Origin of the sequence: Alishewanella agri BL06 (genome assembly GCF_000272005.1) — a bacterium.
GTDB classification, from domain to species: Bacteria; Pseudomonadota; Gammaproteobacteria; order Enterobacterales; family Alteromonadaceae; genus Alishewanella; species Alishewanella agri.
Genome location: NZ_AKKU01000025.1, coordinates 138,163 through 162,238, shown reverse-complemented (window position 1 = coordinate 162,238; position 24,076 = coordinate 138,163). Strand labels below are relative to the sequence as shown.

General features: G+C 52.6%; 23 protein-coding genes. 17 read left to right on the top strand and 6 right to left on the bottom strand.

Annotation, left to right across the window (positions count from 1 at the left end; all coding sequences use genetic code 11):
- The first annotated feature begins 13 nt into the window (after positions 1–13).
- From mobA to modC, 8 genes are read left to right on the top strand one after another with little or no spacing between them, the layout of a single operon-like run.
- Entirely contained in the window at positions 14–583 is a 570-nt protein-coding gene (mobA, locus tag AGRI_RS13035) for a molybdenum cofactor guanylyltransferase (RefSeq protein ID WP_008985372.1), read from the top strand.
- Entirely contained in the window at positions 576–1,127 is a 552-nt protein-coding gene (locus AGRI_RS13030) for a molybdenum cofactor synthesis domain-containing protein (protein WP_008985371.1), read from the top strand. Before mobA ends, AGRI_RS13030 begins: the two co-directional genes overlap by 8 nt.
- Entirely contained in the window at positions 1,124–1,624 is a 501-nt protein-coding gene (moaC, locus tag AGRI_RS13025) for a cyclic pyranopterin monophosphate synthase MoaC (protein WP_008985370.1), read from the top strand. The genes AGRI_RS13030 and moaC overlap by 4 nt, the downstream gene beginning before the upstream one ends.
- Positions 1,617–1,868, top strand: coding sequence for a MoaD/ThiS family protein (locus AGRI_RS13020; RefSeq protein WP_008985369.1), 252 nt, complete (start codon positions 1,617–1,619; stop codon positions 1,866–1,868). Before moaC ends, AGRI_RS13020 begins: the two co-directional genes overlap by 8 nt.
- A gap of 1 nt (position 1,869) precedes the next feature.
- Complete coding sequence (gene moaE / locus AGRI_RS16555) at positions 1,870–2,319, top strand: molybdopterin synthase catalytic subunit MoaE (protein ID WP_008985368.1); 450 nt, start codon at positions 1,870–1,872, stop codon at positions 2,317–2,319.
- Between the two features lie 3 nt (positions 2,320–2,322).
- A complete protein-coding gene (gene modA, locus AGRI_RS16550; RefSeq protein ID WP_008985367.1) occupies positions 2,323–3,099 on the top strand; it encodes a molybdate ABC transporter substrate-binding protein in 777 nt (258 codons plus the stop codon).
- Positions 3,092–3,781, top strand: coding sequence for a molybdate ABC transporter permease subunit (gene modB, locus AGRI_RS13005; RefSeq protein ID WP_008985366.1), 690 nt, complete (start codon positions 3,092–3,094; stop codon positions 3,779–3,781). Before modA ends, modB begins: the two co-directional genes overlap by 8 nt.
- Positions 3,778–4,917 carry a molybdenum ABC transporter ATP-binding protein gene (gene modC, locus AGRI_RS13000; protein WP_008985365.1) on the top strand — a complete coding sequence of 380 codons (1,140 nt, stop codon included), beginning with the start codon at positions 3,778–3,780 and terminating at the stop codon, positions 4,915–4,917. The genes modB and modC overlap by 4 nt, the downstream gene beginning before the upstream one ends.
- A gap of 25 nt (positions 4,918–4,942) precedes the next feature.
- Here the strand turns inward: modC and AGRI_RS12995 are convergent, their stop codons facing one another.
- The 3 genes from AGRI_RS12995 to narL all read right to left on the bottom strand — a co-directional run bounded on the left by AGRI_RS12995 (position 4,943) and on the right by narL (position 7,399).
- Complete coding sequence (locus tag AGRI_RS12995; RefSeq protein ID WP_008985364.1) at positions 4,943–5,407, bottom strand: VOC family protein; 465 nt, start codon at positions 5,405–5,407, stop codon at positions 4,943–4,945.
- Positions 5,408–5,528: 121 nt separating this feature from the next.
- Positions 5,529–6,749 (bottom strand): molybdopterin molybdotransferase MoeA, encoded by a 1,221-nt coding sequence (gene moeA, locus AGRI_RS12990; RefSeq protein WP_008985363.1) that lies wholly within the window; start codon positions 6,747–6,749, stop codon positions 5,529–5,531.
- The gene (narL, locus tag AGRI_RS12985) at positions 6,746–7,399 is read right to left on the bottom strand and encodes a two-component system response regulator NarL (RefSeq protein WP_008609382.1); all 654 of its coding nucleotides are present in this window, start codon (positions 7,397–7,399) and stop codon (positions 6,746–6,748) included. Before narL ends, moeA begins: the two co-directional genes overlap by 4 nt.
- A 324-nt stretch (positions 7,400–7,723) precedes the next feature.
- On the opposite strand from narL, the gene AGRI_RS12980 reads away from it, so the two are divergent.
- On the top strand, positions 7,724–9,340 hold the full coding sequence (locus AGRI_RS12980) for an MFS transporter (protein ID WP_008985362.1): 1,617 nt from the start codon (positions 7,724–7,726) through the stop codon (positions 9,338–9,340).
- Positions 9,341–9,382: 42 nt separating this feature from the next.
- On the opposite strand, the gene AGRI_RS12975 is transcribed toward AGRI_RS12980, so the two are convergent.
- A complete protein-coding gene (locus tag AGRI_RS12975; RefSeq protein WP_008985361.1) occupies positions 9,383–11,164 on the bottom strand; it encodes an ATP-binding protein in 1,782 nt (593 codons plus the stop codon).
- A gap of 341 nt (positions 11,165–11,505) precedes the next feature.
- Here AGRI_RS12975 and AGRI_RS12970 point away from each other — a divergent pair, with 341 nt between their 5' ends.
- The 5 genes from AGRI_RS12970 to AGRI_RS12950 are packed head-to-tail and all read left to right on the top strand — an operon-like array spanning position 11,506 to position 19,024.
- On the top strand, positions 11,506–15,222 hold the full coding sequence (locus AGRI_RS12970) for a nitrate reductase subunit alpha (RefSeq protein ID WP_008985360.1): 3,717 nt from the start codon (positions 11,506–11,508) through the stop codon (positions 15,220–15,222).
- Positions 15,223–15,238: 16 nt separating this feature from the next.
- Positions 15,239–16,771 (top strand): nitrate reductase subunit beta, encoded by a 1,533-nt coding sequence (narH, locus tag AGRI_RS12965; protein WP_008985359.1) that lies wholly within the window; start codon positions 15,239–15,241, stop codon positions 16,769–16,771.
- Between the two features lie 9 nt (positions 16,772–16,780).
- A complete protein-coding gene (narJ, locus tag AGRI_RS12960) occupies positions 16,781–17,536 on the top strand; it encodes a nitrate reductase molybdenum cofactor assembly chaperone (RefSeq protein WP_008985358.1) in 756 nt (251 codons plus the stop codon).
- 11 nt (positions 17,537–17,547) lie between these two features.
- Complete coding sequence (gene narI / locus AGRI_RS12955) at positions 17,548–18,237, top strand: respiratory nitrate reductase subunit gamma (RefSeq protein ID WP_008985357.1); 690 nt, start codon at positions 17,548–17,550, stop codon at positions 18,235–18,237.
- 19 nt (positions 18,238–18,256) lie between these two features.
- The gene (locus AGRI_RS12950) at positions 18,257–19,024 is read left to right on the top strand and encodes a peptidylprolyl isomerase (protein WP_008985356.1); all 768 of its coding nucleotides are present in this window, start codon (positions 18,257–18,259) and stop codon (positions 19,022–19,024) included.
- A 76-nt stretch (positions 19,025–19,100) separates the two neighbouring features.
- Here AGRI_RS12950 and AGRI_RS12945 read toward each other — a convergent pair whose 3' ends face one another.
- Both AGRI_RS12945 and AGRI_RS12940 read right to left on the bottom strand, forming a co-directional pair.
- The gene (locus AGRI_RS12945) at positions 19,101–19,499 is read right to left on the bottom strand and encodes a c-type cytochrome (RefSeq protein WP_008985355.1); all 399 of its coding nucleotides are present in this window, start codon (positions 19,497–19,499) and stop codon (positions 19,101–19,103) included.
- Between the two features lie 80 nt (positions 19,500–19,579).
- The gene (locus AGRI_RS12940; RefSeq protein ID WP_008985354.1) at positions 19,580–20,104 is read right to left on the bottom strand and encodes a hypothetical protein; all 525 of its coding nucleotides are present in this window, start codon (positions 20,102–20,104) and stop codon (positions 19,580–19,582) included.
- Between the two features lie 244 nt (positions 20,105–20,348).
- Here AGRI_RS12940 and nrdG point away from each other — a divergent pair, with 244 nt between their 5' ends.
- The 3 genes from nrdG (at position 20,349) to AGRI_RS12925 (ending at position 23,985) form a co-directional block, all read left to right on the top strand.
- On the top strand, positions 20,349–20,810 hold the full coding sequence (gene nrdG / locus AGRI_RS12935; RefSeq protein ID WP_008985353.1) for an anaerobic ribonucleoside-triphosphate reductase activating protein: 462 nt from the start codon (positions 20,349–20,351) through the stop codon (positions 20,808–20,810).
- A gap of 16 nt (positions 20,811–20,826) precedes the next feature.
- Complete coding sequence (gene nrdD, locus AGRI_RS12930; protein ID WP_272942279.1) at positions 20,827–22,635, top strand: anaerobic ribonucleoside-triphosphate reductase; 1,809 nt, start codon at positions 20,827–20,829, stop codon at positions 22,633–22,635.
- 150 nt (positions 22,636–22,785) lie between these two features.
- Complete coding sequence (locus AGRI_RS12925; protein WP_008985351.1) at positions 22,786–23,985, top strand: HPP family protein; 1,200 nt, start codon at positions 22,786–22,788, stop codon at positions 23,983–23,985.
- Positions 23,986–24,076: the final 91 nt, after the last annotated feature.

Here is a 24,076-nt window from a genome sequence, read left to right as displayed (position 1 = left end):
GCTGGAGTAACCAATGTCATTTAGCGCACTGATTTTAGCTGGTGGCCAATCCCGTCGGATGGGACAGGATAAAGCCGAACTGCGCCTGGGTAAGCTAAGCTTGCTGCAACATATGCAGCAACTGGCGCAGCAAGCCGGCGCCAGCCAGATTCTGCTTAGTCGCAATCAGCCCGGCACGACTTATATTCAGGATCTCAGGCCTGGTCAGGGGCCACTGGCCGGTATCGCGGCTGCACTGCGCTATTGTACTGAGCCGGTGTTGCTGGTACTGCCGATTGATTTACCGCTGCTGAGCGCCGGCAGCCTGCAACTATTAGTGCCCGGTGACAACGAACAAGCGGTCTGTTTTCGCGATTGGCCACTGCCACTGGCACTGCGACCAGATCCCAAGCTGGCGCACCTGATCGAACAACAATTGGATGCCGGTGAACGCTCAGTTAAGGCCCTGCTGGCAAAACTGCGCTGCACAGTGCGCCCGGCGCCCGACGCTGAACTATTCAATACAAATACCCCGGCAGAATGGCAGCAGTGCCTGAGCACACTACAGCAGGCTGCCATTTTGGAGGAACCACGCCATGACTAAAATTGCGCGACAATTTTATCCGCTCCAACTGGCGGTATTGACCGTCTCCAACAGCCGTACCGCAGCAAATGACAGCAGTGGTGAGCTGCTATGCCAGTTGCTAACCCGGGCCGGTCATCAACTGGCTGAGCGCGCGCTGCTACCGAATAACCGTTATCAGCTCAGGGCGCTGCTAAGCCGCTGGATCGCCAGTACCGAGGTGCAGGTTGTCCTGATCAATGGTGGTACCGGCTATGCCGCCGATAATTGCACCGTTGCTGCTGTCACACCGTTATTGGATCAAACGGTACCGGGCTTTGGTGAGCTGTTTCGGCAATTATCCTGGCAGCAACTCGGCTCGGCGGCGATGCAATCTGGTGCTTTGGCTGGGCTGGCCAATGGCACCTTAGTGTTTGCGATGCCGGGCTCAGGCTCCGCCTGCACCCTGGCGATGCAACAACTGATTTTGCCACAGCTGGATGGCCATACCGGCCCCTGTAATTTTATTCCACACCTGAAAAATAGTCCGGCCAGCGGCTGTACTACTGCGGAGACCGGCGCATGAATACCCTAACCCATCTTGATCAACAAGGTGCGGCGGCGATGGTTGATATTAGCACTAAAGCCGACAGCCAACGCCTGGCCCGAGCCGGCGCCCTGGTGCAAACCCGCCCCGAGGTGATCCGACTGATTGAACAGGCACTGCTAAAAAAAGGCGATGTGCTGGCCACTGCGCGCATTGCCGGCATTATGGCGGCAAAAAAAACCAGCGACCTGATCCCGCTCTGTCATCCGCTGCTGTTAAGCAAAGTCAGTGTCGATTTTCAGCTGGATGCGGCCGCCGGTCAGATCCGTATCGAAGCCTGCTGTCAGCTTAGCGGCAGTACCGGTGTCGAGATGGAAGCCCTGACCGCGGCCAGTGTCGCCGCCCTGACGATTTACGATATGTGTAAAGCGGTAGATAAAGCTATGACCATTAGTGATATTCGTTTGTTGGAGAAAACCGGCGGTAAATCCGGCCATTATCAGTATCAGTCAGCATGGGAGAGCACCGATGCTTAAAATTTTATTTTTTGCCGCCCTGCGTGAACGTTTGGCTTGCGCCAATACCACACTGGATATCACTGGGCAGCACCTGACCGCGCGCGAGGTGCTGAACAAACTCGCCAGTCAATCTGCGCACTGGCAGCAACATCTAGCCAACGCCGAGCTGCTGTGTGCCGTTAACCAACAATTGGTCGACTTATCACACCCGGTTGCTGCCGGCGATGAACTGGCATTCTTTCCGCCGGTGACCGGAGGCTAGCATGACGCTGCGAATACAGGTACAACAACAGGACTTTTCGGTTGCCAGCGAATACGAGCTGCTGCGGCAGGATGCCCGCTGTGGCGCCGTCGTCACTTTTACGGGTCTGGTAAGGGAGTTGGCAGAGGCAGAGCTGCTTGGCATGACACTGGAACATTATCCGGGCATGACCGAACAGGCGTTAACCCAGATCGCAACAGAGGCGCAGCAGCGCTGGCAACTGGGCGCGGTCAGCATTATCCATCGGATCGGTACCCTGTTACCCAACGAGCAAATCGTGTTTGTCGGCGTCGCCAGTGCGCATCGGGCCGCAGGCTTTGCGGCTGGCGAATTTATTATGGATTACCTGAAAAACCGCGCACCGTTCTGGAAAAAAGAACACACGTCCAGCGGCGAATACTGGGTTGCGGCGAAAGTCAGCGATCAAGCCGCATTAAAGCGTTGGGAGTAACCGATGCTAAAAGTCCTGTGCTTGCTTTGTTTGTGTTTCGCCTTGCCACTTTATGCCAGTGAAAGGCTGACCATAGCCGCCGCCTCCGATCTGCGTTATGCACTGGACGAGATCTTAAGCCTGTATCGCCAACAACAGCCGCAGACCGAGATCCGGGTGATTTATGGCTCCAGTGGCAAGATGACCACCCAGATCCGCCATGGCGCACCCTATGATGTGTTCTTTTCTGCCGATATCCAGTTTCCGCAGCAATTGTATCAGGAAGGGCTGGCCGTACTGGCGCCGCAACTTTATGCCCAGGGGCGGATTGTGCTGTGGAGTCCACGCCAAAATATGAGCGGCATCAGCTTAACCGAGCTGCCACAACTCGCGCTACGCCGATTGGCGATTGCACAGCCCAGCCATGCCCCTTACGGTCAGCGTGCTCAGGAGGCATTAATCGCCGCCGGCGTTTGGCAGACGCTGCAAGCCAAATTAGTTTATGGCGAAAATATTGCGCAAACCGCGCAGCTGGCACAAAGCGGCGGCGCAGAGGTCGCCATTATTGCTTTATCGCTGGCGAAGTTTCCCGAGCTGGCCCGGCATGGCTATCAGCTGATCCCGGCAGAGTTGCATCAACCCCTGACCCAGGCTTACACCATCACCCGTAAAGGCGAGGCCAAAACCAGTGCCTGGCACTTTGTCGCCTTTATGCAAAGCGCCGCTGTACTGGCTATCCTGCAGCAGTATGGTTTTGAACAACCCGGGATCAGTACTACAACGGAGCCTGGCGATGCTTAACCTGGCACCAGAGGACTGGCTGGCCATTCAGGTCACCCTAAAACTGTGTTTTTATACCACGCTGATCTTACTGCTTATCGGCACGCCGTTGGCGTTCTGGCTGGCACAGGCACAAAGCCGCTGGCGCACGGCTATTCAGGCTCTGGTTGCCTTGCCGCTGGTGCTGCCGCCGACGGTACTGGGCTTTTATCTGCTGCTATTACTGGGGCCGCACGGCGCTATCGGCAGCACGCTGGAAGCGCTGGGGCTGCGCCATCTGGCCTTTAGTTTTAGCGGTATTTTAATTGGCTCAGTGATTTACTCCCTGCCTTTTACAGTACAGCCACTGTTGGAAGCCTTTCGCCGCATGGGGCAACGTCCACTGGAGGTTGCCGCTACTCTGGGTGCCAATCAATGGGATCAGTTTTTTAATGTGGTGCTGCCACTTTGCCGCGGCGGCTTTGTCGTTGCTGCGACCCTGACCTTTGCCCATACACTGGGCGAATTTGGCGTGATCCTGATGCTCGGCGGCAGTATTCCCGGTGAAACCCAGGTGTTATCGGTGTTAATTTACGATCATACCGAAGCGATGAACTACAGCCAGGCTCATCAGTTATCACTCGGTCTGTTAGTCACCGCCTTTGTGGTGCTGTTTATTGTCTATGGCCTGAACCGCCGTCTGGAACGCGAGGTCAGCCTATGATGTCGTTCTGGCCAAGCCGCTGGTGTTCCGCTGCCTCCGCCGCACCTGCCAAGGCGGAAAGCAGGCAAGATGCGGGTGTGCTGACTGTCGATTTGCTGGTGCAGCAGCAGAACTTTAGGCTGCAACTTAACGAGCAAATCCCGCTGCAAGGCGTCACTGCGCTATTTGGCCGCTCCGGCTGCGGTAAAACCACCCTGCTGCGCGCTATCGCCGGCCTGGATCACCACCCGACAGCCCGGATCCATTTTGCTGAGCAGCCCTGGCAAACCGCAGACACCTTTATGCCGGTGCATCAAAGGCGCATTGGCATGGTGTTCCAGGAAAGCAGTTTGTTGCCGCATTTAAATGTGCAGCAAAACCTGCTGTTTGGCTATCAGCGCCGAGTCAGCCGGCTGCAGGTGCAGCTGCAGCCGGCTAACGTTATCGACTTACTGGAATTAGACCCATTGCTGACGCAAGCGCCGGGCCAACTGTCCGGCGGCCAGCGCCAGCGGGTAGCATTGGGGCGGGCCTTACTCAGCCAGCCGCAGCTGCTGCTATTGGATGAACCGCTGGCGTCGCTGGACCAGCAAAGCCGGCAGGAAATCTTACCTTTTTTACAAAAAGTGGCCCGTGAGCTGAATATGCCGATGCTACTGGTAAGTCATCAATTAGAAGATGTGGTAAAACTGGCCGATCACTTGCTGTTACTGCAGGATGGGCGGGTAATCAGCCGAGGTCCGCTGGCACAGCAACTGCTGCAGCCGGAGTTCGCCGCCTGTGGTGCTATGTCGGTATTAACGGCAGTCTATCAGGGCTGTCAGCACTTTATGCTACAGCTCACTGTGGGTGGCCAATTACTGCAAGTGCCTGCACCTGTTAGCTCGCCGACTGCGAACGGCAGTTACCGGCTGCGGATCCTGGCGCGCGATGTCGCCTTAAGCCTTAAGCCACTGGCCGGCAGCTCGGTCACTAATCAGCTGGCCGTAACGATCATCGCTATTCAGGCTGCTGCGCACCCGGCAGAAGTTCTAGTGCAGCTTGAGGTGGCGGGTCAGCCGCTGCAAGCGCTGCTAACCCGACAATCGGCACAGCGGCTGGCCTTAACGCCTGGCCAGGCGCTCTATGCGCAAATTAAAGCCGTCGCACTGGATTAAACAGCGGCGACGCCACTAAAACGGTTTACTGACTAAACAGCTGCGCTGCCCGTCGATCAATTTCTTCCTGCGACAAGTCCTCAATATGGGTTGCCAGCATCCAGCCATGACCAAAGGGATCGAGTAAGGCGGCACTGCGATCACCATAAAACTGGTCTGCCACCGGCATTAATAACTTCGCCCCCGCCGCAACAGCCTGAGCCACCGTCTTATCCACATCAGGCACATAGACCATCACCGTAACCGGGGTACCACCCAGCATATCAGGGCTCTTACTGCCCCACTCATCATTTTGTTCACTTAGCATAAACAGCGCCTGGCCGATTCGCAGCTCAGCATGCATTACGCTGCCCCCTGGCATATCGAGCCGTAACACCAATTCAGCGGCAAAGGCCCGTTGATAAAATTCAATCGCCGCCGCCGCGTTCTTCACGGTTAAATAAGGAATAGCACTGGCATAACCGTCCGGGATCGCTTGCACCTTGCTCATCTCTCGCCCCTAATCTGGATTAACCGCTTCCGGCGGTAACGGACTTTTGCAGTATGCCGCGGCATACTGGCAGAAAACGCTTTAAAGCTTAGCGCAGCTGTGCACTAATGCCAGATTGGATTTACTGTAACAACTGACCAAAGGGCTGAATGGTTACGGCTTCACCGCTGGCAACACTGCCGCTGTCTTGCGGCAGCACGATATAGCAATTAGCATTGGCTATGGAGCTCAGCATGCCGGAGCTTTGGCTGCCCAAGGTTTTTACGAACAGCCCCTCGGCAGTGGTCCAATAGTAACCACGCTGATAGTCCGCGCGACCTGGCTGTTTTTTTAAGGTCACAGTCGTCACTGCCGTGAGTTGGTTGGCTGGCGAGACAGTAGCACCGGCCAGCTTTAGCAGTACAGGCTGAACCAGTTGATCCAGCGTCACCACAGCCGCCACCGGATTACCGGGCAAACCAAAAAACCAACAGTTTTCCAATTTACCAAAGGCAAAAGGTTTGCCGGGTTTAATCGCCACTTTCCAGAAATTCACCTGGCCCAGTTCAGACAGCATTTGCCGCGTATAGTCGGCATCGCCAACCGAGACGCCGGCACTGGTAATCAGCGCATCGGCATCGCGCATCGCGCTTTGAAACGCAGAACGAATTGCTGCTGGCTGATCCGGCAATAAGCCCAGATCCAAGACCTCGACCCCAAGGCGTTGCAGCATGGCGCGCAATACTACCCGGTTGCTGTCATAGATATGACCTTCCGGTAACGGCTGTCCCGGTAATACCAGTTCATCACCTGTGGAGAAGATGGCAATCTTAAGCTTACGCCTGACCGCCACATCAGCAATACCCAGCGACGCCAATAGGCCTAATTGTGGCGCGGTTAACCGGCAACCAGCACTGAGCACCTGCTGCCCATTTTTTAGATCTTCGCCAGCTTTCCGTACATGTTCACCCACTTTCGGCACAAAATCTGCGATAACTTTGCCATCTTGCAGCCGTACCTGCTCCTGCATAATGACCGTATCGGCACCCGCCGGCAGTACGGCACCGGTCATAATCCGCACGCAGCTTTGTGGCGCTAACGCAGCAGCAAAGGCATGGCCAGCCAGCGCCGAACCTTGCAGTGTTAACGCTTGTCCGGCTTTGACCTCAGCCGCCCGCACCGCATAGCCATCCATCGCTGAGTTGTCGTAGCCCGGCACATCAAAACTGGCCAGCACCGGCTCTGCCAGTACCCGGTCCAGCGCCTGCGCCAGTGGCACCTGCTCAATCTCACTGACGGGGCTGACCTGTGCCAACATCTGCGCCAGGGCATCCGCCACCGGCAGCAAAAGGCTCGCTGTCATAGCTTGCCGCCCTGCTGGTTCACCATCCAGACGGCGGCCTCAACCCGTGAGCGTAAGCCCAGCTTTTTCAGCAGATGTTTAACATGTACCTTCACGGTACCATCAGAGATATTCAGTTCGCGGGCAATCACTTTATTGCTCATACCTTTGGCAATCAGATGCAAAATCTCATATTCGCGGTTGGTCAAACTGTTTAGCTCAGCCGGCGTTTTCGCCTGTGGCCGACGCAAGGCGGTGGCCAGCACCTGGGTAATGGCTTCACTTAATACCATCTTACCTTCCAGTGCTTTTTTAATTTGATCCAGTAACACTTCCGGATCGGTATCTTTTAATAAATAGCCATCGGCGCCATTACTGATGGCTTTGACAATGTCTTCATCGGCATCTGATACTGTCAGCATCACAATGCGGGACGTCACGCCCTCATCGCGCATCCGTTTTAAGGTTTCCAGCCCATCCATGCCTTGCATATTCAGATCAAGAATAATCAGGTCCGGATCCAGTTCTGCGGCCAGTTTAATTGCATCCTGACCATTACTGGCTTCCGCTATCACCTCTAATTCATCTTCTAACGCCAGCAACTGCTTTAAGCCCTTGCGTAATAATGGATGATCATCAACCAGCATTACGCTGGATTTTTGCTCTGACATAACCTGCTCCTGACTGCCTGTCTCGTGGCTTTACCCATATTAGCTTAGATCTATGCTGCGGATACTTTGATATAAATCATGTTAGCCGCCTCTACCTATTTTGGCCGCCGGAGATCTGCGGGCAGGCAACGCAACACTAAGCAGTATTATCTTATTGAAAATATTTGATAATTGCAGCCTAAACCCTTGCAACTACCACTTTAGTGATACCTCGTCTTTGCTGGCCCACGCCTTTGGCTAACTCCTTAGATACATTGTGCCTCCTGCCAATGCCAATCAGACTTGCTGCATTAAGCACTCTGCCAAGACAACAGGAGTTACCAGATGTCTGATTTAAGAAAATGGCAGCCAGAAGACGAGAATTTCTGGCAACAAAGCGGGCGCGGTATTGCCAACCGCAATTTATGGATTTCCATTCCGAGCCTGCTCTGCGGCTTTGGGGTCTGGATGTTGTGGAGCGTGGTCACGGTGCAGATGCTGAATGTCGGCTATCCGTTTAGCACCGCCGAGCTATTCACCCTAACCGCGATCGCCGGGCTTACCGGCGCGACACTGCGGATCCCATCAAGCTTCTTTGTCAGGCTTTGCGGTGGTCGCTATACCTTGTTCCTGACCACCAGTTTATTGATGATTCCTGCGGTCGGTACCGGCTTGGCATTACAAAGTATTGATACGCCGCTGTGGGTGTTTCAATTAATGGCCTTACTGTCAGGTATCGGCGGTGGTAACTTTGCCTCATCAATGTCGAATATCAGCTTCTTTTTTCCTAAAAAACAACAAGGTTTGGCGCTGGGGCTAAATGCCGGCCTGGGCAATTTTGGTGTCACCACAGTACAAATTCTGGTGCCAATTTTTATGTCTTATGGCGTCTTTACGTTGTTGGGTGGCGGCGATCCAATGGTTCTGGCGAAAGCCAGCGGTACCGTTACCGGCACTATCCCGGCAGGCACCCAAACCTGGATCCAGAATGCTGGCTTTGCCTGGTTAATAACCCTAATTCCACTGGCCTTTCTGCTTTGGTTTGGAACCAATAATATCCATACCGACGAAGTCACACCGAAGCTGCCCGCCGCAGTGACCTCCTTTAGCATTATTCTGGCGATGTTGGGGATCGGCTTTATCACTTCGATCGCGGGTTTATGGCTGATTTTACCCGAGTCTGCTAATGGTTCAGGTTTCGGTATTCCAAAAGAAATAGTGTTAGTCGGGGTACTGTTCGCTACCGTATTTTTATTAAAGCTGTTACCTGGCGCGATCCGTACCAGCCTGGATCGGCAATACAAAATCTTTAATAACAAACACACCTGGATTATGAGTGTGTTGTATATCATGACCTTCGGTTCTTTTATTGGCTTCTCTGCAGCCTTCCCGCTGTCGATTCAGGTTATCTTCGGCTACAGCCATGTGATGGTGGATGGTGTAATGACGCATACCACACCGAATCCGAATGGCCCGAGTGCCTTGACCTACGCCTGGATCGCGCCCTTTATCGGCGCCCTGATCCGGCCCGTTGGCGGCTGGATTGCCGATAAGATTGGGGGCTCTTTGGTCACCCAACTCTGCTCTGTGGTGATGGTGCTGTGTGCACTGGGCGCCGGTTACTTTATGCAGCAGGCCTACCAAAGCGCCACACCTGAACAATACTTTGTTCCTTTCTTCCTGATCTTTCTGGGGTTATTCGCAGCCAGTGGTATCGGTAATGGTTCAACTTTCCGCACCATAGCGGTGGTGTTTCCAAAAGAACAAGCCGGACCGGTGCTAGGCTGGACTTCCGCTGTGGCGGCCTATGGCGCCTTCTATATTCCACAGGTGCTAGGCGAGCAAATCCGTGCAGCAACGCCTGAGTATGCGATGATTGGTTTTGCCATCTTCTATGCCATATGCCTGGCGGTAAACTGGTTCTTTTATCTGCGCAAAAACGGGGAATTTTATAACCCATAAACAATGGTGGTTGGCTTGGGGCGCTGTGGCGCCCCTTTTTTATCAGGCGCTTTTCGGTTGTTGTAAGTACTCCGGTAAAAACCGGAAATACACACCGGTGCCGCCTTCGGCCCGGCGCCGGATTTGGATCTCACCAGAGAGATGTTTGCTACGCTCCTGCATAATGGCTAAGCCATAGTGATGCATTTTCTCCGACTGCTCCGGGATACCGATACCATCATCTTCCACCGCCAGCAAAATATACTTGCTGCTATCTTGGTGCAAACTGATGGTCAGATTAGCACCCTGACTATGATGCACCGCATTTTGGCTTGCCTCCCGGATAATCTGCAGTAGATGAATTTCCTCATTCGGTGCCAGCGGAATATTGCTTAACTGATAGTCGAGCCGGATTTGCAGCTCCGACTGCTCAGTCAACTGCTGTACCGTCGTTTGCAGTGCACTCAGTAAACCGGCGCCATCGACCTTTAAGCGGAAGGTGGTTAACAGTTCCCGAAGTTGTCGGTACGCAGCATCCAGCCCACTTTTCAATTCAGAAGAGACATCCTGCATCACCGCCCTATCGTCTTTGGCGATAGCTTTATTTAACCGGGTAACCTGAATTTTCAGGTAGGACAGCGCCTGCGCCAGCGAATCGTGCAGCTCGCGGGCAATCACTGTCCGTTCCTGCATCAATGCCAGCCGCCGCACCTGCTCTTCTTCCGATTTTAAACTCAGCGCCAGCGCCAGCTGATCGGCAATTGCAGTAACCAGCCGCTGCTGCCACAGTAATAATGGCTGTCCGGGTACCAGCCGCACCACCAGAACGCCGTATTGAGTGCGGTCACGTTGCAACACAAAGTTATGTAGCTGACAATCTGCCCGCAGCGGCTGCTCACTGCTTAAGCATTCCGCACAATTTTCAGCAGCACAAGGGTCCTGTCCCTCTGCAGCTTGTACCTGCAGGTACGGCTGATTGCCCTGCTCCGTAAATAAACACAGTTCAATGTCGCTTAACCCGGTGATCTGACGCAGCTCGCTAATAATTTCTGAAAAATCATGATATTCAGTCGTGTGTTCACTGATCCGCTGTGCGGTATTGTAAAGAAACTTCAGGGTCGTATTGGTTTGGGTTAGCTCTGCCGTTTGTTCTTCCACCCGCTTTTCCAGATTGCCATACATATAGCCAATGGCTGTATTCATCTTATTAAAACTGGTCGCCAGCATCCCCAGTTCGTCCGGATGCTGCGGCGTAATCCGATGGGTAAAATCGCCCTGCGCAATGCGGCGGGCACCGCGGATCAGCTCCTGTAATGGCTCCTCCACCATCACTTTGAGCCAATACATCACAATAATCGACAGCAAAATAGTCGCCAGTACCGCTATCACCTGTACCGAGCGGAAGGTTTTTACCTTGGCCTCAGCATCGTGCTGAATGACCATCACCAATTCATCCAGCAAACGTACCTGCTCAGTTAGTTGCTGTTCCAACAACGGCAAGGCCGGGCTATTGCCGAGCTGTGGTGCCAGTTGCAGCCAATGTTGTTGTGCCGTCTGGTACTTCTTTAAAATCTCCGGTTGGTTTAAAAAGCGTTTAAATACCGGATGCTGCCAGCTACTGGAAAATTGCTGTAACGCCTGCTGCAGTTTTTGCTGATCCTGCTGCTGATGTAACCAGGCCAGCCGGTAGCTTTGCATCCGCAGCGAGCCCGCGACATTGATGGCATGCGCATCACTATCCGCCCGATCCGATAACCAGTAAGACACCATCATCGTGCCGAGCGCCAGCGTTACAATACAGGCCAGGGCGATATTGATCCGGGTAACAATTGAAAAGGTACGCATCTGATACTCCCGCTGCTGTCTGCTCTAAGCTTAACGCGCCTGCGTCTTTCCTGCAGCAAAATCCACTTACCGATTAGCTGGGGATACTTGGGCTACCCCCTTTTCCCCAGCCAGAGAACACCTTAAGACAAAGTGAGTAGACCCGCTCAGCCAAGGCTTGCATTTTCAAGCATTTAGCCAATAACCACACTACCACCTTTGGGGTATTTTTCTTAATTTTCAGCAATTTAGACGCATGGCAACCTTGATCTGAATCAAGCAGAATTAGGCGGTAGTTTCTATAGTGAGCTTACTGAAAAAGCAAAAACGCTGTTCATGCAGGACAGGACCAGGAGTCAAGTATGAGTCATCTGTTAGATAAACTGCGGTTTTTTAAGACCCGCAAAACGCCCTTTGCCAATGGCCACGGGGTGACCACCAATGAAGACCGGACCTGGGAACAGGGTTACCGGCAGCGCTGGCAGCACGATAAGGTGGTGCGCTCGACACACGGCGTAAACTGTACCGGCTCCTGTAGCTGGAAAATCTATGTCAAAGATGGCCTGGTTACCTGGGAAACCCAGCAAACTGACTATCCGCGCACCCGTCCGGATTTGCCAAACCACGAACCGCGTGGCTGTCCGCGTGGCGCCAGCTATTCCTGGTATATCTACAGTGCCAACCGCCTGAAGTATCCGAAAGTGCGGCAGCAGCTGATGAAGCTGTGGCGCGAAGCCCGGGTACAACATAAAGATCCGGTCAAAGCCTGGGAATCTATTGTCAGCGATCCGGTAAAAGCCAAAAGCTATAAAGAACGCCGTGGTTTAGGTGGTTTTGTGCGTGCCAGCTGGGACGAGGTCAATGAGATGATCGCCGCCTCCAACGTTTACACTACCAAAACCTATGGCCCGGATCGGGTAACCGGTTTTTCACCAATTCCGGCAATGTCGATGGTGTCCTATGCCGCCGGTGCCCGTTACCTGTCGCTGATTGGCGGTAACTGCTTAAGTTTCTACGATTGGTATTGCGATTTACCACCAGCCTCACCACAAGTTTGGGGCGAGCAGACCGACGTACCGGAGTCTGCCGACTGGTATAACTCGAACTACATTATTGTTTGGGGCTCGAACGTGCCACAAACCCGGACCCCGGATGCGCACTTCTTAACTGAAGTTCGCTACAAGGGTACCAAAACCTGTGTTATCACCTCCGACTACTCCGAAGCGTCGAAATTTGGTGATACCTGGCTCCACCCACGTCAGGGTACCGATGCAGCCCTGGCCATGGCCTTTGGTCATGTCATTCTAAAAGAATTCCACGTCAACAACCCCAGTGCCTACTTCACCGACTATGTACGCCGTACTACCGATATGCCGATGTTGGTTATGCTGGAGGAACAAAATGGGGTGCTAACCACCGGCCGTTTCCTGCGCGCGGCGGATCTGGTGAACAACCTGGGGGAAGACAATAACCCGGACTGGAAAACCATTGCCATCAACAAATATGGTCGCCTGACCAGCCCGAACGGCGCTATCGGTTATCGCTGGGGCCAGGCCGGTAAGTGGAACCTGGAGCAAAAAGATAAAGACGGTGAGCTGGAGCTGCAACTGAGCTTAAAAGACAACAGTGACGAACTGGTGGATGTTGGCTTCCCGTATTTCGGTGGCGCGCCGCACGAGTATGAATACTTCCAGCATACCGAACATGCTGATGTACAAATGCGTAAAATTCCGGCCAAGCGGGTGGAGCTGGCTAACGGTGGTACCGCACTGGTCGCCACTGTATTTGACCTGATGCTGGCACAATACGGCGTGGATAACGGTGTTAATGATCCAAACCGTGCGCAATCTTATACCGATAACGTGCCTTATACCCCAGGCTGGCAAGAAGCCATTACCGGTGTGAATCCGGATGACGTGATCCGCGTCGCCCGCGAATTTGCCCGCAATGCCGATAAAACCCGTGGCCGCTCGATGGTTATCGTTGGTGCAGCATTAAACCACTGGTACCACATGGATATGAACTACCGTGGCCTGATCAATATGCTGATGATGTGCGGCTGTATCGGTCAGAGTGGCGGCGGCTGGGCACACTATGTTGGTCAGGAAAAACTGCGGCCACAAACCGGCTGGACGCCACTGGCCTTCGCGCTGGATTGGCAACGGCCACCACGCCATATGAACGGCACCTCGTTTTTCTATAACCATTCCAGCCAGTGGCGTTATGAAAAGCTGGATATGACCGAAGTGATTTCACCGCTGGCCAACAAAGACAAATGGTCTGGCAGCATCATCGACTACAACAGCCGCGCCGAACGCATGGGCTGGTTACCCTCAGCACCACAGCTGGGCACGAACCCGCTAAAACTGGCGGCCGCAGCGAAAGCCGCCGGCAAAGAGCTGAAAGACTATGTGGTGGAACAACTAAGCTCACGCAACATTAAGTTTGCCTGTGAGCAACCGGAAAATCCGCAAAACTTCCCGCGCAATATGTTTATCTGGCGCTCTAACCTGCTGGGATCCAGCGGTAAAGGCCATGAATATATGCTGCGCCACTTGCTGGGCACCAAACACGGCTTGCTGGGTAAAGACTTAGGCGGTTTTGGCGGTAAAAAACCGGAAGATGTGGAATGGACCGATCAGCCAGCCGAAGGCAAAGTCGATCTGTGGGTGACGCTGGATTTCCGCATGTCTACCACTTGCCTGTATTCCGACATCGTACTGCCTACCGCCACCTGGTATGAAAAAGATGATATGAATACCTCGGATATGCATCCCTTTATTCACCCGTTAACCGCAGCCATTGACCCGGTGTGGGAAGCGCGCAGTGACTGGGAAATCTTTAAAGGCATCGCGCAGGCGTTCTCTAAAGCTGCCGTTGGGCACTTAGGGGTGGAAACCGATGTGGTGACTACACCGATGCACCACGACACTCCGGCCGAGCTGGCGCAGCCTTACGGCGTAAAAGCCTGGTGGAAAGGCGAATGTGAGGCCATACCGGGTCTTACCATGCCGCATATCAATATTGTGGAACGGGATTATCCTAATACTTACGCCCGTTTTACTTCCGTTGGCCCGCTGCTGGAAAAAATCGGTAATGGCGGGAAAGGCATCAGCTGGGATACTAAAGACGAAGTCGAGTTCCTGCGTAAACTGAACCGGGTACATACTGCTGACGGCGTCAATAAAGGCATGGCAAAAATTGATACTGCGATTGATGCCGCCGAAATGATCCTGACACTGGCTCCGGAGACCAATGGTCATGTTGCCGTTAAAGCCTGGGATGCGCTGGGTAAAATTACCGGCCGCGATCACAAGCACCTGGCGTTACCGAAAGAAGATGAAAAAATCCGCTTCCACGATATCGTCGCCCAACCACGGAAAATTATCAGTTCACCCACCTGGTCCGGGCTGGAAGACGAACATGTGTCTTACAACGCCGGCTATACCAACGTGCATGAGTTGATCCCCTGGCGCACCATTACCGGTCGTCAGCAGTTCTATCAGGATCATGAATGGATGCGCGACTTTGGTGAGCAGTTGTGTAGCTACAAGCCACCGATTAACCTGAAAACAGTTGAGCCGGTGCTGAACAAAAAATCGAATGGTAACAAAGAGATCGTACTGAACTGGATCACACCACACCAGAAGTGGGGTATTCACAGTACTTACTCTGACAACCTGTTAATGCTGACCTTATCACGCGGCGGGCCCATTGTCTGGCTCAGTGAAATTGATGCCAAAGCCGCCGGGATTGAAGATAACGACTGGATCGAAATCTTTAACGTTAACGGCGCTATCGCGGCCCGTGCCGTGGTGTCACAGCGGGTACCGGAAGGTATGAGCATGATGTACCACGCCCAGGAACGGATTGTGAACGTGCCCGGCAGTGAGGTAACCGGTACCCGTGGTGGTATTCATAACTCGGTAACCCGGGCCGTAATGAAGCCGACGCATATGATTGGCGGTTATGCCCAGCAAGCTTACGGTTTTAACTACTACGGTACCGTTGGCTGTAACCGGGACGAGTTTGTCATTGTGCGCAAGATGCAGAACGTTGATTGGTTAGACACTAAATAAGGTTGGAGTAAGTAAGATGAAAGTCAGAGCCCAAATTGGCATGGTGCTGAATTTAGACAAGTGCATAGGTTGCCACACTTGCTCCATCACCTGCAAAAACGTCTGGACCTCACGTGAAGGGGTCGAATATGCCTGGTTTAACAATGTCGAAACCAAACCCGGTATCGGTTTTCCGAAAGAGTGGGAAAACCAGCAAAAATGGAACGGCGGCTGGGTGCGGCAAAACGGCAAACTGCAGCTGAAAATCGGTGGCAAGCGCCGTATTCTGGCAAATATTTTCGCCAACCCGGACTTACCGGAAATTGACGATTACTACGAGCCATTCGACTTCGATTACCAGCATTTACATAATGTGGGTGATACCAAGCACCAGCCGGTGGCCCGCCCGCGTTCACTGATTAGCGGCCAGCGCATGGAGAAAATCGAATGGGGTCCAAACTGGGAAGAAATTCTCGGTACTGAGTTCGAAAAGCGCAAAAAAGATACTAACTTCAATGAAGTGGTACAAAAAGACATCTACGGTCAGTTTGAAAAGACCTTTATGATGTACTTACCACGGCTATGTGAACACTGTTTAAATCCGGCGTGCGTCGCGGCTTGCCCGTCCGGTGCGATATACAAACGCGAAGAAGACGGTATCGTCTTGATTGACCAGGACAAATGCCGCGGCTGGCGGATGTGTGTCTCGGCCTGTCCGTACAAAAAAATCTACTACAACTGGAAGTCCGGTAAGTCAGAAAAATGTACTTTCTGCTTCCCGCGGATTGAAGCCGGGCAACCGACAACCTGTTCAGAAACCTGTGTCGGCCGCATCCGTTACTTAGGCGTACTGCTGTACGATGCCGACCGCATTGAATCAGCCGCCAGTGTGGCGAATGAAAAAGATTTATATCAGGCACAGCTGGATATCTTCCTCGACCCGCACGATCCGGCAGTGATTGCCGCGGCCCGGGCCGAAGGCATCAGCGATAACTGGATTAAAGCAGCCCAGCGCTCACCGGTGTATATGATGGCGATGGACTGGAAAGTGGCGCTGCCACTGCACCCTGAGTACCGCACCCTGCCGATGGTCTGGTATGTACCACCACTGTCACCTATTCAAAGCGCAGTACAGGCCGGTCATGTCGGCATGAATGGCGAAATTCCGGATCTGAAGTCACTGCGTATTCCGTTGCGTTACCTGGCCAATATGCTGACCGCTGGTGACGAAGCGCCCGTCGTTCGAGCCTTAGAGCGGATGATTGCGATGCGCGCCTTTAAACGTTCGCAACAGGTTGATGGTGTTGAAGATTTGGACGTGCTAAAGCAAGTGGGCCTGAATGCCGTGCAGGTTGAAGAAATGTACCGCTACATGGCACTAGCCAATTACGAAGATCGCTTCGTCATTCCAACCAGTCACCGTGCCTATGCCGAAAACGCCTATGACCTGAAATCCAGCTGTGGCTTTACCTTTGGTAACGGCTGTGGCGATGGTAATAACGACGTCAACCTGTTTGGCACTAAGGCCAAGGGTGTACGCCAGGTGATTCCGGTTGAGCTGAAGGATTAAGAGGGTTTTATGCAAATTTTACAGTTAATTTCATTGCTGCTGGATTACCCCAAACCTGAGCTGTTGCCAGTGCAGGACGAATTACTGGCCGTGGTAGCGGCCAGTGACTTACCGCAAAGCAATAAACACAGCCTGAGTTCCTTTATCAAGCAGCGCTGCAGCGCTGATTTAATGGATTGGCAATCTGAATACGACGGTTTATTTGAGCGTGGTCGCTCGCTGTCCTTGCTGATCTTCGAGCATGTGCATGGTGAATCCCGTGCCCGTGGGCAGGCAATGGTCGACTTACAGGCGCAGTACAAAGAGGCGGGTCTGGATATTGGCGTAAAAGAGCTACCAGACTATCTGCCGCTGTATCTGGAATTTTTATCCACTCAGGGCGCTGACAATGCGCAACTTGGTCTGGAAGAAATTGCACCGATTCTGGCCGTACTCACCTGCCGGCTGGAGCAGCGTGAATCCAACTATGCCGCCTTATTCCAAAGCCTGCTGGTATTGTCCGCCGCTGAGGTCGATTTAGCCGATATTAAAGCGCAAATCGCCAGCGAGAAACGTGATGACACCCCCAAAGCACTGGATAAAGTCTGGGAAGAGGAAATGGTGACCTTTATGAGTGCTGAGCAATCCAACAGCGCCTGTGGCACCGGCAATAAACCGAGTGAAGCACAACGGCGGGATCAATTTGTGCCGCTGAGCACCGATTTATTGCAAACCGACGCCCTGGCACAAGAACTATTTCATGAAGCCGCCGTGAAGCGCGCTTAAGGAGCATTAAAATGGCACACTTAAATTTGTTTGCCTTTGGGATTTATCCCTACATCGCGATCGCGATTATGGTTCTGGGTAGCTGGATCCGTTATGACCGCGAACAATATACCTGGAAAACCAGTTCATCTCAGCTGTTGGAAAGCAAGCAACTGCGCAAAGGTAGTATTGCGTTTCATATCGGTATTCTGGGGATCTTTTTAGGCCACTTTGCCGGCCTGCTGATGCCAAAAGAACTCTGGTATTTGTTCGGTATTACCAGCGCCATGAAGCAGATGATTGCGATCGTTGCCGGCGGCATCTTTGGTTTAATCTGCTTCTACGGCCTGACCATACTCATCAAACGGCGGCTGTTTAACCCGCGTATTCGTGCCACCAGTAACCCAATGGATATCGCTATCCTGCTGTTACTCTACGCACAATTGATTCTGGGCTTACTGTCGATCTTTGTTTCCGTTGGACATTTGGACGGTCAGGAAATGCTGAAGTTAATGGCCTGGGCACAAAATACGGTTACGTTTAACTCCGTCGCGGCCGCAGAGTCCATCAGTAGCGTACATTGGATCTTTAAACTGCATGTGTTCCTGGGCATGACTCTGTTTGTGGTGTTTCCGTTCAGCCGACTGGTGCATATGTTAAGTGTACCAGTGCAGTATATCAGCCGGCAGCACCAGATAGTGCGCCAGCGGTTTGTGCGGTAAAGGCGGGATGGAGGTCAAAATGATTCAGGTTAACGATACCCCAATTAGCGAAGCTGCCATTATGGCGGAAATGCAATACCATCCGGCAGACAGCAAACGCACGGCGATGTTAAAAGCTGCCGAATCGCTGGTAATTGGCGAGTTACTACGCCAACGTGCTGCTGAACTGGGGCTGGAAATCAGTACCGAAAATAATGTGGTTACCGAAAATAACTATCTGGATGCGTTACTGGCACGCGAGGTAATGATCCCGACCGCCACTGACGTTGAATGTGAGCAATACTACAAACTGAATCCGCAGCGCTTTACAAGCTCGCCGCTGTTAGAAGTGCGGCATATTCTGCTGGCGGCAGCGCCGGAAGATGATGCCGCCCGGGTTGAAGCGAAAACCCTGTCGGAGATTCTGGTCCAACAACTGCAGCAAGGCACGTCCTTTGTCGAGGCAGCACGCAATTACTCCGCTTGCCCATCAAAAGAAACCGGCGGCAGTTTAGGCCAAATCAGCCGCGGCCAGACCGTACCCGAGTTTGAACGGCAGATTTTTAGCGCTGAGCCCGGTTTAATGCCGCAAGGTATCGAAAGTCGCTATGGCATACATGTGGTTGAAGTAATGCGTAAAGTGCCGGGGCAACAGCTGCCGTACAGTGCGGTGAAACAAAAAATTGCCGATTATTTAAATGAAAAAGTACGACGTAAAGCGGTGGCGCAATATATCCATCAACTGATTGTGCAGGCGAACATCGACGGCTACGATTTCCAGCTGTCTGACTCACCGCTAATGCAATAAATCGCCTTACAGGGCTTCTCAACCAGCCTCTCAGCTGGTCTCTCCGCGCCGCCACTGGTGTTCAGATGGCGGCTTTTTATTGTCCTTTCAGATAGGCGATTAAGGCTTGTCTGGCTTCAGCTGATCTCATACCGGTAAACGGCAGGCACATCTCAGGCACCAGTTGTTGCGGTTTCGCCAGCCAGGCATCTAATACCTCTTCGGTCCACACCAAATCAATCTGCTTTACGGCCTCGGTATACAGATAATCATCCAATCCAGCCAGCTTGCGGCCTATCAATTGGTGTAAATGCGGCCCAAACTCGGTATTAGAACCGGCTTCAACACTGTGACAAGCCACACAACGGATAAATTCATCTTGTCCTTGCTGCCACAAGGCATCTTGCAGCGTGTTGGCACTATTCAATTCAGCATCGTGCTGACTAGTGCTGCAGGCAGTCAGCAGCACTACGACAACAAGCAACAAACTGCGCATCAGGTCATTTCCGGTAACTGACATCTGTACCGATTAAACCAGCAATCGGCACAATGTCAATGCCGGATGTCAGTGGTCAACTAGTATCTTCTGGGCTGATAGGCATACGCATCACGCAGAATACGGTCACGTTGGCGATCAAAGCGATCATGTTCGCGTTCGACCTTGGCGGCGAACTTATCATAGGCGCGATCTACTTTACGCTGGAATTTCTCCCGCTCTTTATAATGGGGCCGCCCTTTACCTTTACGATGATCGTGGCGGTAATCCCGGGCCAGTTTATCCAGCTCCCGATCCAATTCACGCTCATAGCTGGCAAGCTTACGCTGATGATCAGCGGCTAAGCGGCGTAATTGCTGGCGGGTACGGTCGTCCACCCGCGGCGGTGCGTGGCGGATTTCATAATGCCGACTGTACCCCTGATATACCGGGTCAATGCGCGACACCCGTAAAATCTCATCTGCCGCCCGTTGCAGTGTAAACGCAAGCACATCCTGCACCACCCGCTCGGCTGGGTCGTAGCGCTCCTGATGGGCACTCAGCGGCCAGGCTGGCAGGGTTAACAGGGTCGCGATTAACAGCGTTTTGTTGATACCTGTTTTCATAGCAGGCTCCATTTCTGGCTAAACACAAGTTGATTTTGGCAAAGTGCGCTGAACCGGGGCTGAAGCAAAAAACCGCTACCACCGATGGGGTAAAGATTGCTGCAGTGGCGCGACCTGGCGCACTGATACGCGCTGCCCACTACCGAAACCTTGATCTGGATCAATCTTTTTTCGCTCTAAGCACCTAAGCTAAAACACAATATCTAGTGCCAATTTAAAATATCAACACAATATAAAGGGTTTTATGCTTCGTTATATTGCAGAACAGATTGTCTGGCAGGAAGTACCGGGAGAGGTGTCACTGGCCTACACCTTTAGTGGCTGCCAGCTGGGTTGTAAAGGCTGCCATAGTGCCGATAGCTGGGATGCCCGCCAGGGCCAGCCACTGTCGGCAGAGCATTTTGCACGGCGGCTTCAAGATTATCAGGGGCTGATTAGTTGTGTGCTGTTTTTAGGTGGCGAGTGGCAGGAGCCAGAGCTAATGCCACTGTTAAGCCTGAGCAAGGCCGCCGGTTTAAAGTGCTGTCTGTATACCGGGCTGGAGTTGTCAGATGTCAGCGGCGCGCTGCGCCGCGAGCTGACCTTTATTAAAACCGGGCGTTGGCTGCCTGAGCGTGGCGGCCTGCAGAGCCTGACGACTAACCAAAAATTTATCGATTTGCGAACAGGCCAGTGTCTGAATTCGCTGTTTCAACAACCTAACTAACAAAATGCAAGAGGGAATGGCTATGGCGGCGCTTAACACCGAACAACTGCAGAAAAAACTCCACTTTATTGAACACTACTTACAGGCAGCCAATGCAGCCGATGGCTCGAAACTGGATGCCAATGCCAATGTAACCCAGAAGAATATTGCCACCCTGGAAGCCGAGCTGATGAAAGATCAGTTTATTCAGGTTAACCGCGCTCTGGTCAGCAACAAGATCCGTCAGTTATTTGATGCTGAGCTGGCAGCAGAGTATGTACGCCAAATCGAACAACATGAAATTTATGTGCACGACGAAACCAGCCTGAAACCCTATTGTGTGTCGGTCACCATGTATCCGTTTTTACGCGATGGCTTAACCAAACTTGGAGGTGAATCGCAGGCACCGAAGCATCTGGAGTCCTTCTGTGGCTGCTTCGTTAACTTTGTATTCGCGGTTTCCAGCCAGTTTGCCGGTGCCGTGGCCACGGTCGAGTTTCTGACCTACTTCGACTACTTTGCGCGCAAAGATTATGGCGATAACTATCTGCAGACCCATCGCAAACAAATCGAAAACCACCTGCAGCATGTGGTGTATGCGCTAAACCAGCCGGCGGCGGCGCGCGGTTATCAGAGTGTATTCTGGAATATCTCGGTCTATGACCAGCACTATTTTGACAGCATGTTTGGCAACTTTGTGTTTCCGGACTTTGTAAAACCAGAGTGGTCTTCGGTGTCGGCGCTGCAACAGTTTTTCTTAAGCTGGTTTAATCAGGAGCGCGAGAAAACTATCCTCACCTTCCCGGTCGTTACCGTCGCTATGTTAACGGAAAACGGCCACTGCAAAGATCAACCATTTGCCACTGAGATCGCCCGCGAAATGGCAGCCGGGAATTCGTTCTTTATCTATCAGTCGGATAACGCCGACTCGCTGGCCAGCTGCTGCCGGCTGCGCAGTGAAATCAGCGATAATACCTTTTCTTATTCCCTGGGCGCGGGCGGCGTCGCCACCGGCTCCATCAATGTGATTACCCTTAATATGAACCGCCTGATCCAGGATGGCCGTGATTTAGCCAGCGAAGTCAGCAAAATCCATAAATATCAGGTGGCGTACCGCAAGCTTATGGAAGAGTACAAAGCAGCTGGCCTGTTAACCGTATACGACGCTGGTTTTATCAGCCTCGACAAGCAGTTTTTAACCATTGGCATTAACGGCATGGTAGAAGCGGCAGAGTCACAAGGCTTAACCGCTGGTAATAACCCGGATTATATCCGCTTTGTGCAACAGCAATTAAAAGTGATCTTTGACGCTAACAAAGCCGCTAAAGCCGAATATGGTTATCTGTTTAATACTGAGTTTGTGCCAGCGGAAAATCTGGGTGTTAAAAATGCTAAATGGGATCGTGCAGATGGCTATTTCGTGCCGCGTGATTGCTATAACTCCTATTTCTATGTGGTGGAAGACGAGCAAAGCAATGCGCTGGATAAGTTTCAGTTACATGGCCGCGAGCTATTAAATTATCTCGATGGCGGCTCAGCGCTGCACCTGAACTTGGAAGAAAAGCTGGATCTGCAGGGCTATCTGCAACTGCTAAATATCGCCGCCACCACTGGCTGCAACTACTTTTGCGTTAACGTCAAAATCACTATCTGTAACCATTGCGAAGCTATCGACAAACGCACCCTGTGCGCCTGTGCCCAATGTGGCAGTCAGGATATTGATTACGGCACTCGGGTAATAGGGTATTTAAAGCGGGTTTCGGCCTTTAGTAAGGGTCGCCGCCAGGAACATAGCCTGCGGTATTATCAGCGCCATACCCATTCCCATTTACAAAAAACTGGCTAGGTGTTGACGACAGCAAAGCCGCGCGTCAACCTTTGCAATAACCTGGTTAACTCCCGGCTCTTAGCCCACACCGCAGCTGACGCTGCGGTGTTTTTTTAGCGCGTTCCTGCTTATACTGGCCGCTTTGGCGATTTTCTCTCGGGTCTTAGTGTGCGAATTCCAGCAACTTCTCTGCTTACAACCCTGCTGGCCCGGTTAGGGCTACGCAATAGCGATAGCCAGCGCTTATCTGCCATCCCGCTGGCAGAACGGTTAAAAGTGGCACTGGCGGCCTTTGTGGCTCTTTTTATCGTGACCTACACCAGCCTGCAACTGGCCGATACCGCCAGTACTATTGTGCTGCTGGCATCGATGGGGGCATCTTCTGTACTGTTATTTGGTTTACCGAACAGCCCGCTGGCGAAACCCTGGTCCTTCGCCGCCGGCCATCTGATTTCGGCTACGGTGGGGTTAATTTGCTCCCATCTATTCACCGATTTGGCGCTGATGGCAGCAGCAACAGTGGGGCTGGTGCTGTTTGTAATGTATTTGTTTGAGTGTATGCATCCACCTGGTGGCGCCACTGCCCTGGTGCCGGTTATCGCTTCTACCGATAGCCTGCTTGGTTACGAGTTTTTGCTCTATCCGGTGGCGTTAAATGTGTTGGTGATGCTTGCTGTCGCACTTTTATTGCAGAAGTTCTGGTTAAAACGGGGTTTACAACCACCACCACAACAATTTGACCCGGTCCATTTACATCAGGATCCCTCACCACTAAAACGCCTTGGCCTACAAGCCGAAGATTTAGTGATGGCACTGAATAGCTTTGATACGGTAGTTGATATCAGCGAACAAGATCTGGAGCGGCTGTATCAGCGTGCTCAGCTAAATGCGTATCAACGCTTTAGTGGCGACATCCGCTGTCGCGATATTATGTCGCAAGACTTGATTACTGTGCGGGCCGACACACCGCTATTTATGGCCTGGCAGTTGCTGCGCAAACATAAGATCGGTAGCCTGCCAGTCGTCGATGCAGATCAGCGCTTAATCGGCATTATCGCTACTGTAGATATTCTAAAACAGCTGCAAGTGCCCAGCTATGCCGCGCTGCTAAAGCAAGTGAATGCGCTGTTGCTACAGCGCCATTATAAACAGCAGCAAAAGCTGACCGTTGCCGATCGCATGAGTACACAATTAGTTACCGTAGGACCGGATGAGCACCTTGTTACGCTGGTGCCCTTGTTATCCGATAAAGGCTTACACCATATTCCCATTATCGCAGCTGATGGCACCTTGCTGGGATTAGTGACACAGTCAGATGTGATTGCCGCGCTGTTTCAACATCAGCTGCGGCAACTCCAGACAATCTGAGCGGGCTTTTGGCCGGGGCTAAGTGGAGTACCCCGGCAGAGGCATAGCACTGTGCTACTGCAGGCGGTAAAATCTGCTCAGCCGTCGTCTC

Coding starts and splice junctions, on each gene's coding strand:
- mobA (WP_008985372.1), top strand. CDS start 14: ATGTCATTTAGCGCACTGATTTTAGCTGGTGGCCAATCCCGTCGGATG.
- AGRI_RS13030 (WP_008985371.1), top strand. CDS start 576: ATGACTAAAATTGCGCGACAATTTTATCCGCTCCAACTGGCGGTATTG.
- moaC (WP_008985370.1), top strand. CDS start 1,124: ATGAATACCCTAACCCATCTTGATCAACAAGGTGCGGCGGCGATGGTT.
- AGRI_RS13020 (WP_008985369.1), top strand. CDS start 1,617: ATGCTTAAAATTTTATTTTTTGCCGCCCTGCGTGAACGTTTGGCTTGC.
- moaE (WP_008985368.1), top strand. CDS start 1,870: ATGACGCTGCGAATACAGGTACAACAACAGGACTTTTCGGTTGCCAGC.
- modA (WP_008985367.1), top strand. CDS start 2,323: ATGCTAAAAGTCCTGTGCTTGCTTTGTTTGTGTTTCGCCTTGCCACTT.
- modB (WP_008985366.1), top strand. CDS start 3,092: ATGCTTAACCTGGCACCAGAGGACTGGCTGGCCATTCAGGTCACCCTA.
- modC (WP_008985365.1), top strand. CDS start 3,778: ATGATGTCGTTCTGGCCAAGCCGCTGGTGTTCCGCTGCCTCCGCCGCA.
- AGRI_RS12995 (WP_008985364.1), bottom strand. CDS start 5,407: ATGAGCAAGGTGCAAGCGATCCCGGACGGTTATGCCAGTGCTATTCCT.
- moeA (WP_008985363.1), bottom strand. CDS start 6,749: ATGACAGCGAGCCTTTTGCTGCCGGTGGCGGATGCCCTGGCGCAGATG.
- narL (WP_008609382.1), bottom strand. CDS start 7,399: ATGTCAGAGCAAAAATCCAGCGTAATGCTGGTTGATGATCATCCATTA.
- AGRI_RS12980 (WP_008985362.1), top strand. CDS start 7,724: ATGTCTGATTTAAGAAAATGGCAGCCAGAAGACGAGAATTTCTGGCAA.
- AGRI_RS12975 (WP_008985361.1), bottom strand. CDS start 11,164: ATGCGTACCTTTTCAATTGTTACCCGGATCAATATCGCCCTGGCCTGT.
- AGRI_RS12970 (WP_008985360.1), top strand. CDS start 11,506: ATGAGTCATCTGTTAGATAAACTGCGGTTTTTTAAGACCCGCAAAACG.
- narH (WP_008985359.1), top strand. CDS start 15,239: ATGAAAGTCAGAGCCCAAATTGGCATGGTGCTGAATTTAGACAAGTGC.
- narJ (WP_008985358.1), top strand. CDS start 16,781: ATGCAAATTTTACAGTTAATTTCATTGCTGCTGGATTACCCCAAACCT.
- narI (WP_008985357.1), top strand. CDS start 17,548: ATGGCACACTTAAATTTGTTTGCCTTTGGGATTTATCCCTACATCGCG.
- AGRI_RS12950 (WP_008985356.1), top strand. CDS start 18,257: ATGATTCAGGTTAACGATACCCCAATTAGCGAAGCTGCCATTATGGCG.
- AGRI_RS12945 (WP_008985355.1), bottom strand. CDS start 19,499: ATGCGCAGTTTGTTGCTTGTTGTCGTAGTGCTGCTGACTGCCTGCAGC.
- AGRI_RS12940 (WP_008985354.1), bottom strand. CDS start 20,104: ATGAAAACAGGTATCAACAAAACGCTGTTAATCGCGACCCTGTTAACC.
- nrdG (WP_008985353.1), top strand. CDS start 20,349: ATGCTTCGTTATATTGCAGAACAGATTGTCTGGCAGGAAGTACCGGGA.
- nrdD (WP_272942279.1), top strand. CDS start 20,827: ATGGCTATGGCGGCGCTTAACACCGAACAACTGCAGAAAAAACTCCAC.